This window comes from Flavobacterium inviolabile (assembly GCF_013389455.1).
Lineage (GTDB): Bacteria > Bacteroidota > Bacteroidia > Flavobacteriales > Flavobacteriaceae > Flavobacterium > Flavobacterium inviolabile.
On sequence record NZ_CP058278.1, the window covers coordinates 2,477,673 to 2,491,107 of the forward strand.

Genomic DNA, 13,435 nt, shown 5'->3' on the forward strand with positions numbered 1-13,435 from the left:
ACACAACTACAACTATGAACCCTTTATCTAACCTACAAACGCCTACTCAGCAGCAAACTGCATTTTACAGCAAAAGTTTGTTTTGTGCCACCAACACAAAAGAGTATCAGCAAGCAATGGATATGGCACGTGACTGTGTCGTAGCCTTTCTGGAAGAAAACAAAAAACCGTTTAGCGGTATTGCTCCTGAAACATTAAAAAAACAATTCGAATCGCTAAACCTGAATATTCCGTTAGCCGGATATGAAAAAGTCTTTCAGGAAGCAAAAGAACTGTACACCCAACATGCAATTGCGTTTCATCAGCCCGGGTATGTAGCCCATTTAAATTGCCCGGTTGTTATTCCGGCTATTGCCGCAGAAGTACTGATCAGTGCGATTAACTCTTCCCTTGACACCTGGGATCAGAGTGCCGGAGGAACACTTATCGAACAAAAACTGATTCGCTGGACCTGCGACGAAATCGGATTTGGCAGCAAAGCCGATGGTGTTTTTACAAGCGGCGGCTCGCAGAGTAATTTAATGGGCTTGCTGCTGGCAAGAGACCATTATGCCGTGGAATACCTGAATCACAATATTAAAAAAGAAGGATTGCCTGCGGAAGCGTCCCGTTTTAGAATTTTTGTTTCGGAAGCAGCCCATTTCAGCCTGCAAAAAAGTGCCGCAATACTGGGGTTAGGCGAACAGGCTGTCGTAAAAGTAAAAACCGATCGCTCTTTCCGTATGAATACCGTTTTACTGGAAGATGCCATAAAAAGAGAAATTGGCAACGGAAACATACCCATTGCGATTGTTGCTACGGCAGGAACCACCGATTTTGGAAATGTCGATCCGTTAACGGCTGTGGCAAACCTGGCGGCAAAATACAGATTATGGCTTCATGTGGATGCCGCTTACGGCTGCGGTGCCCTGCTGACCGAAAAATACAGGTACCTGATTGACGGAATTGAAAAAGCCAATTCGGTTACTGTCGATTATCATAAAGCCTTTTTCCAGCCGGTAAGCAGCAGTGCTTTCCTGGTGAACGACAAACGCTATTTCGGTCTGGTAACCCATTATGCCGATTACCTGAATCCGAAGGATCACGATGATAATGGTATACCGAATCAGGTGAACAAATCCATACAGACCACACGCCGTTTTGATGCCCTGAAATTGTGGTTTACGCTGCGGATAATGGGGAAAGAAGGCCTGGGGAATTATATCGAACGCATAATAGAAACAACCAAAGAAGCGGTAAAAGTAATTGAAAACGACAGCCATTTCGAACTGCTCAATCATTCCGATCTGTCTGCACTGGTATTCCGGTATTCCGCCTGCCCTTTCAAATCGTTTGATCTCAATAACATCAACCTGCACATTAAAGCCCAGCTTTATAAGAACGGATTCGGACTCGTTGCCGGAACAAAAGTGAACGGACAGTTTTACCTCAAATTCACAATACTAAATCCACTAACGACAACAACGGATATACAGGACATTTTAAATTTAATTAAACAACACGGAAATGAGTACATCGATTTTAACTAGCAAGACATCACAAGCGGCAATTGAGGTTAACTACACGGCGTTATTGAATTGCTATTTCAGAGAATTCGGCAATTGGAGCCGTTACCTGGGAATCCCGAAATATGATGAAGCCATAGGGAAACAATTTACGGCAACCGGCCATAAACTGCACATTCGGATTGATTTTTCCGATATCGGTTATGATGTTTATGTACCCATCCAGTATTTTTCAGAAAGCGGAAGGCACTTGTTTCATTTCCCGGTAATAAAAAGAGAACTGGCAACCGATACAATCACAGCAATAGACCCGGTTGACTTTATGCAGCTTACGGTAGCCTATGCACAAACCATTTACCCGAATATTGATGCCACTACCGTATTAAAACGCCTGGAAAACAGTATTGAAAACCTGGAAAAATACCTCGACTATTTCGAAGCAAATAATAAAGTGGTAAACGATCCGGTGATGTCTTTTATTGATGCCGAGCAATCTTTGATCCTGGGACATATTGTACATCCGGTTCCCAAATCGAAACAGGGATTCAACGAAGAAGATTTATTAAAATATTCTCCGGAAACGGAAGGGAAATTCCAGCTGCATTACTTTTTAATTGATGCCGTAAACATCAAAGAGAAAAATGCAGACGGCGAATTGGTCACGGCAGAACTAAAAGAAAAATTATTACAGCAGGCCACCGCTGACGATATGGACCTGCTGCACTTAATCAACCAGTATCCGGAATACTGTATCGTGCCGATGCATCCCTGGGAAGCGGAATATTTGCTGCAGCAAGCGGAGGTTAAACAAATGATTCAGGAAGAAAAACTGTTCAGCCTCGGACTGTATGGCGATTATTATACGGCAACCTCATCGGTGAGAACCGTTTATAATGAAGACAGCAAATGGATGTTTAAATTCTCATTACACGTTAAAATCACCAATTCGGAACGCATCAACCTGTATCCGGAGCTGCATAGAGGGTATGACATCAGCCGTTTACTAAAAACCGATTGGGGAATCAACCTGCAGCAGGACTTTCCGGAAATTGACTTTATCGTTGATCCTGCCTTTATAGCCGTTTCGTTTAATGGTAAAATAATCAACGGATTCAATATCAGTATCCGGAGAAACCCTTTTCAGGGAGAAAATAAAAACAAAAATGTAACCCTGCTGGCGGCTTTGTGCCAGGACGGGATTTTAGGGCAGCCGTCGCGATTAAGCAATATTATAGTTGATGCTTCGGTTAAACTCAACAAAAGCATCAAGCAAACGGCACACGACTGGTTCAAACAATACTTGCACATTTGCGTCCGCCCGATTGTGGGCATATTAAACCAATACGGTCTTGCCTGCGAATTCCATCAGCAAAATGTAATGGTGGAACTGGATAAGAACGGTTTTCCGGCTAAAATTTATTTCAGGGACAATCAGGGATTCTTTTTTAGAGAAGGAAGGAAAGACAGTGTTGCTAAAGAACTTCCGGGAATTGCCGAAGAAAGCCAGTCCATTATTGATGAGGTATCGTTAGCCCCGAAATATACCTATTATCTGGTGACCAATAACATCATGGGCGTCATCAATGCCTTTGGAACTAACGGATTAATCGAAGAGCGAAAACTGATTAACCTGGTATACAAAGAATTTAAAAATGTAGAGCAGGAAGACGAAACCGGACTGGTAGCATATATCCTCAACAGCCGCGACTGGTACACAAAAGCCAACCTGATTACCAGCCTGCAGAATATTAATGAGGCCGATGAATCATTGGAATATCCTGCGGTATTTCTGGATTGTCCGAACCCGTTAAACAAATTCTTTTTCTGTGAAAATCTGATAAAACCGGACACCAGGCAAACGGTTTATTCCCGTCACTTTGAAGAAGAAAATATAACAATTAATATCCGTCCTTTCGATTTCGACCGCGATTTTGAAATGATACACGAATGGTTTAACCGCGAACATGCCAAACCGATCTGGAAAATGGACGGGCCAAAAAGAAACCTGGAATTATGGTTCCGGACGATTCTTCCAGGTGATGAAACCCACAGTTTTATAGGGGAAGTGAATGGCGAACCTAACTTTTGCTTTGAGCCTTACTGGCCGATGCGTGACCTTGTGGGAGCCTATTACGATTCCCAGGTAACCGATTACGGAACACACTTTTTTGTAGCGCCTACAGCGAAAGAGAAAAAGTTCTCTTTCCAGTCTTTTCAGGTTGCTCTGGACTGGATTTTTGCACAGCCCGAAGTAGGAAAATGCATTGGTGAAGCCTCCGTTGATGCCATTGCAATGGATAAACTAATTGCAAAACTTGGATATAAAAGAGAAGAAGTGATTTTAATGCCGCATAAAACGGCACAATTAACTTTTTGCACCAGAGCGTCCTACTGGGAAAAATGCCCGCAATCTAAAAACATTCAAATAAAATTATAAAACGATTAAAATTGGGAAATCAAAATATATATGATGTAATCGGGATTGGAATCGGTCCTTTTAATCTTGGTCTGGCAGCACTTTTAGAACCGGTAGAAGAAGTTTCGGCTTTGTTTCTGGATCAGTCGGAAAGTTTCGACTGGCATCCGGGATTAATGCTCGATAATGCTACATTACAGGTGCCTTTTATGGCCGATCTGGTAACGATGGCCGATCCTAAAAGCCGTTTCACCTTTCTGAATTTTTTAAAGGAAACAAACCGGCTCTATAAATTTTTTATCAGGGAAGACTTCTTTATCCTGAGAAAAGAATACAATGTTTACTGTCAATGGGTAGCCAATCAACTACCAAACTGCCAGTTTGGAAAAAAGGTGGAAAGCATCACGTTCAACAAAGAAAAGGAACTCTACCAGATAGAAGTACTGGACAAGCTGACGCGTAAAAAGGAAAGCTACCGGTCCCGGAAACTCGTTTTGGGAACCGGAACACAGCCTTATTTACCGGAATTTATGAAAGGAAAACAATTTCCGAATGTGATTCATACTTCCGAATACCTGAACAATAAACCGGAAATATTAAACAGTAAATCCATAGCAATCATTGGTTCAGGGCAAAGTGCGGCAGAGATTTTCCAGGATTTGTTGCCCGAAACGCAAAACGGATTGTATATGAGTTGGTTTACGCGTCCGGATCGCTTTTTTCCAATGGAATATTCCAAACTGACTTTAGAACTGACATCGCCGGAGTATGTGGATTACTTCTACGGCATGTCCATGGAAAAAAGAAAAAACCTGCTGGCAAAACAACCGCCTTTATACAAAGGCATCAACTTCGATCTGATCAACGCTATTTTCGATACGCTATATGAAATGAGTGTTGATGATGCTCCTCTAAACGTCGAATTACGACCGAACTGCCAGCTGGACACTATTCAGGAACTGGATGATAAATCGTCGTATTCGCTGGAATTTACGCATGTGCAGCAAGAACAGTCGTTTACCCATATTTCCGATTTTGTAATCCTGGCTACCGGATACAAATACAAAGCACCGGAATTTCTGGAAGGAATTGACCACCTGATTAAAAGAATCGAAAACGGACAATACGATGTGAGCCGAAACTATACTATCGATACCAAAGACGAAAGCATTTTTGTACAGAATGCCGAATTGCATACGCATGGATTTGTCACGCCCGATTTAGGAATGGGGGCTTACCGGAATGCGATTATCATCAAGGCACTTACCGGTAAAGAAATATATAAAGTTGAGAAGCGGATCGCTTTTCAGCAGTTTGATCTCTAATCCTGGAAAATATGAAAGACCAAAAAGAGTTTATTCTTAATGGCGATTTAAAAAAAGTAATGTGGGAAACCTCATGGCCGGCTGTTGTTGCCATTGTTTTATACGGTGTCAATAACTTCCTGGATGCTATTTTTGTAGGACATCTGGTAAGTACCGAGGCATTGGCAGCCGTTGGTATGGCCTATCCGCTCTCGCAAATCGTGTTGGGATTCGGCAGGCTTATCGGAGTGGGTGCCAGTGCGGCTTTAAGCATGTGGCTTGGCGCCGGTGAAAAAGAAAAACTCTATAAACTGTTCGGCAGTTTCAACATGCTTTGTTTGGGGTTTTCATTGCTGTTTATGATTCCGGCCTATGTTTTTGCCAACGAATTGCTGGCATTAATGGGAGCTTCCGGTACTATTAAAATAATGGCAGTGGACTATTTCAGGACCACCCTTATCGGTACGCTGTTCTGGGTTCACGGATTAGCTGTAAACATGCTGGTAAGAGGCGAAGGGAAGATGAAAACCGCCGCCGGAATGATCGCGATCGGATTACTGATCGATATCGCCTTAAAACCGGTTTTCATTGAAGTGTTGGGTATGGGCGTGTCCGGGGCAGCCTGGGCAACAAATGTGGGAATGATTGTCTATTCATTACTGGGATTATATTATTTCTATAGCGGTAAAAATTCCTTTACAACCAATTGGAAATCGCTCACGTATGATGCGGCAATCGGCAAAAAAATAATGAAACTCGGATTCCCGGAAATGATTCTATCCGTGATGGGGGTATTGCAGAGTATGGTTATTTTTAATGCTTTGGCCGATTATGGAACGGCAAGCGACATTTCGTTCTACACAGTTGTCAACCGGTTTTTCCTATTTTTACTGACGCCGTTATTTGGATTAATGAGAGGCCTGCAGCCGGTTGTGGGAATGAATCACGGAGCAGGACAGCACCAGAGAGCCAAACGTTCCTTAGTATTGTACACACTGGCTGGAGCGGCAATTTTAGTACCGTTTTTTATCGTTTCGATTGTCTATCCTCAGGCTGTACTGGAATTGATGCTTCCAAACACGGTAATTACTACCGAGCAGCTGTTTCATTTCAGGATATATTTGTCAACCTTACCGCTGTTACCGGTTACCGTTTTGGCATTGTCCTATTTTCCGGCGGTTAACAATAGTAAAAAAGCAAGTATGCTGGCACTTTTACGACAGGTGTTTTTATACATTCCGTTGATGATCCTGCTGCCGATGTATTTTGGGGTAGCCAGTATTTATTGGGGAAGTGCGGCAATTGAAATAACCGTTGTACTGATTACGGCCTACTTTATCAGATTGGATTTCAAGGCAGGAAAAGAACCGGTAGTTAGCTGATTGGTTTTGTTTTGTTTTGTTGCTATAAAAAAGCGCTGATGGCTTATGCTGTCAGCGCTTTCTTTGCCTGTTCTCAATATAATCCTCAATAGCTTTTTTGGTCGTTAACCAGTTACGGCCTTCCTTATAAGCATCAATTTTTCCCTGACGGGCTAACAGGCTGATATATTCCTGGCCATAAGGAACACCGGGTTCCTGAACCAGATTTGTGATTTCCTGAAAATCATAATCGTTGTCCGGCAGCGAACCGATATAAATATTTAAAGTTCTTTCCACAGCCTGGCACATCAGTAAAATCAGCTTTTTATAATTGCCATTATTGGCCTGATTGAGTGCTTCATAATATTTTTTTCGGTCGTTTTTCAGAATGATGGCAGGAGGAAAGCCCTTTCGCATCAGTAATAAATTCATTACCAGGCGCACTGTTCTTCCGTTGCCGTCAAAAAAAGGATGTATCCAGACAAATTTATGATGAAAAATAGCCGCCAGCTCAATATCGTTGAGGCCTAACGGATTTTGTATCACAAATGTTATCAGTTCTTCCAGTAAATCGGAAACTTTGTTTGCATTTGGCGGAACAAAATTTGCCCCGGAAATGCGGACACCGCCATTTCGTAACCGGCCGGCATATTCATCTTCAATGGAGCGCATGACCAGCTGATGAAGTGACAGTATATCTTTACTGCTGATTGTATAATCGTTTTTGGCAATGTCATAAAGATAATGAATGGCATTCTCATGGTTTTTGGCTTCAAAATGTTCCCGGAGTGATTTTCCCTTAATGGTGATTCCTTCCTGAAGTACCATTTGTGTTTCCCGCAGGCTTAGCGTATTGCCTTCAATACTATTGGAGTTATAGATCCATTCGATGGATAAGGCTTCCTTGATTTTTTTCAAAGCAATTTCAGGCAATGGTCTGCTGTTTTTCAGAATTGCTTTTTTTTCATACAATCTATCGAAAGTAGCTTGAAATTCAGGCTTATATGTCACATCAATTTTCCACATACCACAAATATACAAAAATCGGATGGTAAAAAAATACACCCTATCCGATAATAAGCTATTCTATCCGCATGTCTTTTAGTTTTTCTCTGTAGCTTTCGAGTACTTCAATTTTGGAGAGATAACCCAGATATTTTTTGTCTTTCAGTACCAAAAGTATATCGGTATGGTTACTGTCAAATTTATCCATTACGGTTTCCATGATTTCATCATAGCAGATGATTGCTTCCGTTTTCAGGATAACATCGCTTAAAGCGGTATATTTTATCTGGAAAGGTTTGAAGACAATGTTTCTGATTTTATCAAAATCCACAATACCAAGCAATTCCTCGTTTTCATTCAGGACCGGGAAGATCGTTTGTTTGGTGGTGGAAAGCAGTTCGATAACATCTTCCAGTTTGGCATGCGTGGTGATGGTTCTGAAATCATTCCGGATGTGTTTGGACAATTCTATAGAGGAAAGAATATTTTTGTCTTTATCACTTGTAAAAACCTGCCCTTTGTCGGCAAGATTTTTAATATCCATCGAGTGGATTTCCATTTTTTTGGTAATCGCAAAGCTAATGGACGAAACAATCAGCAAAGGAACCATTAAGGCATAACCGCCGGTAATTTCCGCAATAAGGAAAATAGCGGTTAACGGCGCATGAAACAAGCCGCTCAATACACCGGCCATACCAACAATTGTAAAATTGCTGATGGGCAGATTATGGGATAAACCGATAAGGTTAAACAATTTTGCAACGAAAAAACCCAGATAGGAACCAACAAATAAGGAAGGCGCAAAATTACCGCCATTACCGCCGCTTCCAAGCGTTAATCCCGTAGCAAAAACCTTAATCATCATGGTTGCACCAACAAAAAGTACCAAAACCCATTCGTTATCCTTAAACGGATTCAGGAGGGTATTTTCGAGTAATTTCTCCGGATTCCCGTTGGAAAGTGCTTTAATACTTTCATATCCTTCCCCGAATAGTGTCGGGAAAAAGAAGATCAGTATTGCCAATGCCGAAGCACCAACGATCGCTTTTTTATAGGTTTTGTTTTTATACCGGTCAAAAAAGTGTTCCACTTTCCGGAACGTACGGGCATGGTAAACCGAAACGAGTCCTGCAAAAATACCGATGATAATATAGTAAGGGATATTGTGATAATCAAAGCTAAGCTGTTGGTGAAACGACAGCAGAATATCCTCTTTTAAAAGCACATTGGTCACCAAAGCACCCGTTGCGGCAGAAATCATGATCGGGATAAAAGCCGTCACACTCATGTCGGCTAAAATCACCTCGATGGCAAACAAAACGCCGGCTATAGGAGCGTTAAAAGCCGCAGCAATACCGGCGGCAACACCACAGGCAAGCAATAACGTCCGGTCTTTATAGCTCAGGCGGTATTTCTGGGCATAATTGGAACCAAAAGCCGCTCCGGTAATCGTAATCGGGGATTCCAGTCCTGCAGAACCACCCATACCTACCGTAAGGGAACTTGTAATGATCTGGGCATACATTTGCTTGCGGGGCATGATTCCCGACTTTTTTGCCACAGCAATCATGATTTGTGAAGTCCCTTTTTCGATACTGCCGTCAAGGAATTTTTTAATAACAAATGCCGTCAGTAAAATCCCGGCAATGGGAAGGATACTGTTACTATACGGTAAATGTAAAATTCCGTCAATATAATTGGCAAAACGAAAAACGGAATGCGAAAAGGTCTTTAAAACAATTACCGCTAATGCCGATGAAATACCCACTAAAACACAGGATAAATAAATAAACTGACGGTTGTTTAAGATGGATTTTAAAAAGAACAAAGTGGCTTCTAAACGCTTGAAGTTTTTTCGGAAAAACAAGGTTATAGGAGAAACTTTTTTAGTTGGCATTTTAGAGAAAATTTAGGTGAATTTGTTATAAAAACTTTGAAACGCTAAAATACGCCTTTTGAATAACTCTGTTTTTAAAAACTTCATAAATTTTTCAGTGCTTCTCTTTTGCTTAATGGTTTTAGTGTGGTTGCCGCCACAAATGTTTTCACGGCTTCGGGATTCGTTTTGGCATATTCCCGCAATGCCCATCCGATCGCTTTTTGTATAAAGAACTCTTTTGATTCAGCATGTTTCCGGCACAAAGAAAAGAGTAAAGCGGCATCAGTTTTTGACTTATAACCCAATTGGAAAAGAATTGCAGAACGGTTGAGCCACATGTTTTCCGAATCGGAAAAAGCGGTAGTAACAGCCGGGATTGCTTCCGGGTATTGTATAAGATAATTGCCCAGCAAATATTTGGCAAGGAAGTCAACGGTATCCCACCAGGAATTAGTTGTGATCACCTTTTCGATTAACGCAATGTCCTCTTTCAGATACTTGTTTTTAAGCTCTTTTTCCAGGATTTCTATCGCAACATAATGCAGTTCCCTTTTATCTTTATTGAATAGTTCCCAACCGATTTCCCGTGCTTTTAAGGCTACTTCTTCTTTGTGCTGTTTCCAGATTTCTTTGGTAATGGCTTTTCTGGACGTAGCTTTTATGCCATAATAGCTAAAAAGGTTTTTCATATACGCTTCCATTGGCAGGGCAATTTCAGCAGCGGCATTCCCGGAAAATGATTTTTCTAAATCAGTTATGAAAGTCATGGTTTATCTGGGTTAATTTGGTGGCGGCAAAATGGCGTAATTCTTCAAAGAAAAGCGTAAACTCTTCTTCAAAATCAGTATAAAATTCCTGTAATTCTTTTACGGAGTTTTGCATACCGGAACGGTTTTTTGTGCGGTGGTCCATCTGGAAAAGGATAGTCCCGATACCTTCGATGGTAGCATAGCTAACCAGCCAGTTCCGGCCAATCATATAAGGCATCAGCCCTTTTGTTTTTTCCGTTAGCTCATCATAATGTACTTCAAGGGAATTATAAAAAGCCGCAACATACTTTTCCAGTTCAATATCAGCATACACTTGCCAGTTCTTAGCGAGAAAATGATCGTAAAAAACATCGATTATCACGCCCGAATAATGACCGTAAGCTTCATGAAGACGATGCTTACTTTTTCTGAAAACCGGGTGGGCATCAGTAAAAGTATCGATAGCGCGATGCAATAAGATGCCTTTCTGGATCTCCGGGTTGAAATTTTTGTATTCGTTGCCGCGAATACCATCGGCCATAAAGTTGCCAATTTTGATCAAATCGTTATTTCCGGACAAGTATATGTGCGCTAAAAAATTCATCTGTAATCGGGTTTATGTAAATGTAATAATTACTTTTGGAAAAAGATATTTTTAATGAAGGCATTGCCAAACTTAACCGCTCTTCGATTTTTTTTAGCACTATTTGTAGTTCTTTTTCATATCCCGCAATTTTGCAGAAACCAGGAAATTCCTTTTTTTGACGCTTTATCCATATTTCATAAAGGTAAAGAAGCGGTATATGTTTTCTTTTCTTTAAGCGGATTTTTGATCATCAGGCAGGTATATATCGAAAAAAAAGAAACCGGTTACATTTCACTTCCGAAATTTTACATGAAGCGAATTTTAAGGATTTTTCCATTGTATTACCTGATCCTGTTTACAGGCTTCTTTTATTACCGTTTTTTATTGCCGCAGTTAGGTTATGATTTTGAAAGCAATTATAACCTTTTGGAAGGGATATTGCTTTCCGTATTCTTTTTGCCCAATGTATTCGGCAGTTTGTATCATCCGGGTGGAATCATCGAAATACTTTGGTCTATCGGTATAGAAGAACAGTTTTACTTATTTATTGCACCGGTTATGTTATGGGTAAAAAGAAACTACATACTGCCGGTTTTAGCCGGTTTTACGATTGTTTATTTTGCGGTTTTCTTTTCGGATCTATTACCGCAGCTGTATCAGTTTAAAATGTACTTTTTTTATTTCTCGTCAAGCGGTCTGGCATCCGTTTTAATGCTGGATAAAAAGGTGAACGGAAAAGGAGTAAAGGCGGCAGCGCTGCTGTTGCTCGTGATGATGACAGTCTATTTTACCACCAATGTCTTTATCGATAATTTATCAGAAATGGGATATCATTTGTTCAGCATGATACTGTTTGCCGTATTTCTGTCTGCAATTTGTCAGGTTCCGTTTACGTTTCTGGAGCACCGCATCATGAAATATTTAGGAACCATTTCCTATGGCATTTATATGTTCCATGCCATAGCAATGCAGCTTGTCGGATTGGTGTTTATTAAGCTTATCTCTAATATGGGATTACCGGATATCATACAGATTTTACTTTTTAACACGCTGGTAATTGTGCTGACTATTTTATTTGCCGGCATATCCTATCGTTATTACGAATCGTATTTTCTCAGATTAAAAAAGAATTTTCGATAAAAACCGGAGCCGGTAACCTCGTGGCAAGCCACAACTTTTTTATATTTGTAAACATTTTAAAAATAAACATTGAAACCCTGAATTTATATGACATTAATAAAATCAATTTCCGGAATTAGAGGAACTATTGGCGGAAAAGTAGGTGATAACCTGACACCGGTTGATGCGGTTAAATTTGCATCGGCTTACGGGACTTTTCTGAAACAAAACAGTACAAAAGAAAAACTGACGGTTGTAATTGGTCGTGATGCCCGGATTTCGGGTCCGATGATTCACAATCTGGTTGTCAATACGTTAATTGGTTTGGGAATTGATGTTATCGATTTAGGCCTGTCAACAACGCCTACAGTTGAAGTAGCGGTGCCATTGGAAAAAGCGGATGGCGGAATTATCCTGACAGCTTCGCATAACCCGAAACAATGGAATGCCTTAAAACTATTGAATGAAAAAGGCGAATTTTTAAGCGGAGCCGATGGTGCCAAAATTTTAGAAATTGCCGAACAGGAAGCTTTCGATTTTTCCGATGTGGATAGCTTAGGTGTAATTACCGAGAACGATGCCTATATGGATATCCATATTGACGAAGTGCTGGACTTACCTTTAGTGGATGCGGAAATCGTTAAGAAAGCCGGATTTAAAGTTGTCGTAGACGGTGTGAATTCCTCAGGCGGAATCATTATTCCGAAGCTATTGGAACAAATGGGCGTAGAGGTTGTAGAACTTTACTGTGAACCAAACGGACATTTCCCGCACAATCCGGAGCCTTTAAAAGAACATTTGGGCGATATCTGCGAATTGGTGGTTAAAGAAAAAGCAGATTTCGGTATCGTAGTTGACCCGGATGTTGACCGTCTGGCATTTATTTCAAACGACGGAGAAATGTTTGGAGAAGAATACACGCTTGTAGCGGTAGCCGATTATGTATTGAGTAAAACACCCGGAAATACCGTTTCCAATATGTCTTCTTCAAGAGCATTGCGCGACATCACAAACAAACACAACGGAAACTACGAAGCGAGTGCGGTTGGTGAAGTGAATGTAGTGGAACTGATGAAAAAAAATAATGCTGTGTTGGGTGGCGAAGGTAACGGCGGAATCATTTATCCGGAATTACATTACGGGCGTGATGCTTTAGTTGGTGTTGCTTTGTTCCTGACGTATTTAGCCAACCAGGAGAAAACCGTAGCAGAATTAAGAGCCGGATATCCGCAATATTTTATGAGCAAAAACAAGATTGAATTAACACCGCAGATCGATGTTGATGCCATCTTAAAAGCAATGACGGAAAAATATAAAAATGAGAATATTTCAACTGTTGACGGTGTCAAAATAGACTTCGCAACCGATTGGGTACATTTGAGAAAATCCAATACCGAACCGATTATCCGTATTTATACAGAAGCGCCAACGCAGGAACAGGCAGACAGTCTTGCCCTGAGAATTATTGACGAGATCAAAGCGATAGCCGGAATATAAAAATAAAACCCTGA

General features: G+C 40.9%; 10 protein-coding genes. 6 read left to right on the top strand and 4 right to left on the bottom strand.

The window, feature by feature from the left end; genetic code table 11:
- Window positions 1–14: 14 nt before the first annotated feature.
- From HW120_RS11090 to HW120_RS11105, 4 genes are read left to right on the top strand one after another with little or no spacing between them, the layout of a single operon-like run.
- A complete protein-coding gene (locus tag HW120_RS11090; protein WP_177734111.1) occupies window positions 15–1,529 on the top strand; it encodes a pyridoxal phosphate-dependent decarboxylase family protein in 1,515 nt (504 codons plus the stop codon).
- A complete protein-coding gene (locus tag HW120_RS11095) occupies window positions 1,507–3,942 on the top strand; it encodes a GNAT family N-acetyltransferase (protein WP_177734112.1) in 2,436 nt (811 codons plus the stop codon). The genes HW120_RS11090 and HW120_RS11095 overlap by 23 nt, the downstream gene beginning before the upstream one ends.
- A gap of 11 nt (window positions 3,943–3,953) precedes the next feature.
- The gene (locus HW120_RS11100; RefSeq protein WP_177734114.1) at window positions 3,954–5,246 is read left to right on the top strand and encodes a lysine N(6)-hydroxylase/L-ornithine N(5)-oxygenase family protein; all 1,293 of its coding nucleotides are present in this window, start codon (window positions 3,954–3,956) and stop codon (window positions 5,244–5,246) included.
- A gap of 11 nt (window positions 5,247–5,257) precedes the next feature.
- A complete protein-coding gene (locus HW120_RS11105; RefSeq protein ID WP_177734116.1) occupies window positions 5,258–6,607 on the top strand; it encodes an MATE family efflux transporter in 1,350 nt (449 codons plus the stop codon).
- A 51-nt stretch (window positions 6,608–6,658) separates the two neighbouring features.
- On the opposite strand, the gene HW120_RS11110 is transcribed toward HW120_RS11105, so the two are convergent.
- From HW120_RS11110 to HW120_RS11125, 4 genes are all read right to left on the bottom strand, one after another.
- Window positions 6,659–7,612: a Fic family protein gene (locus HW120_RS11110; RefSeq protein WP_177734118.1), complete on the bottom strand. Its 954-nt coding sequence runs from the start codon at window positions 7,610–7,612 to the stop codon at window positions 6,659–6,661.
- A 55-nt stretch (window positions 7,613–7,667) separates the two neighbouring features.
- Window positions 7,668–9,488, bottom strand: a complete 1,821-nt coding sequence (locus HW120_RS11115) for a chloride channel protein (protein ID WP_177734120.1) — start codon at window positions 9,486–9,488, stop codon at window positions 7,668–7,670.
- Window positions 9,489–9,571: 83 nt separating this feature from the next.
- Window positions 9,572–10,237: a DNA alkylation repair protein gene (locus tag HW120_RS11120; RefSeq protein ID WP_218618717.1), complete on the bottom strand. Its 666-nt coding sequence runs from the start codon at window positions 10,235–10,237 to the stop codon at window positions 9,572–9,574.
- Window positions 10,221–10,823, bottom strand: a complete 603-nt coding sequence (locus tag HW120_RS11125; RefSeq protein ID WP_177734122.1) for an acyl carrier protein phosphodiesterase — start codon at window positions 10,821–10,823, stop codon at window positions 10,221–10,223. The genes HW120_RS11120 and HW120_RS11125 overlap by 17 nt, the downstream gene beginning before the upstream one ends.
- A gap of 54 nt (window positions 10,824–10,877) precedes the next feature.
- On the opposite strand from HW120_RS11125, the gene HW120_RS11130 reads away from it, so the two are divergent.
- Together HW120_RS11130 and glmM are read left to right on the top strand one after the other, a co-directional pair.
- Complete coding sequence (locus HW120_RS11130) at window positions 10,878–11,945, top strand: acyltransferase family protein (RefSeq protein WP_177734124.1); 1,068 nt, start codon at window positions 10,878–10,880, stop codon at window positions 11,943–11,945.
- Between the two features lie 87 nt (window positions 11,946–12,032).
- Window positions 12,033–13,421: a phosphoglucosamine mutase gene (gene glmM, locus HW120_RS11135; RefSeq protein ID WP_177734126.1), complete on the top strand. Its 1,389-nt coding sequence runs from the start codon at window positions 12,033–12,035 to the stop codon at window positions 13,419–13,421.
- Window positions 13,422–13,435 lie beyond the last annotated feature (14 nt).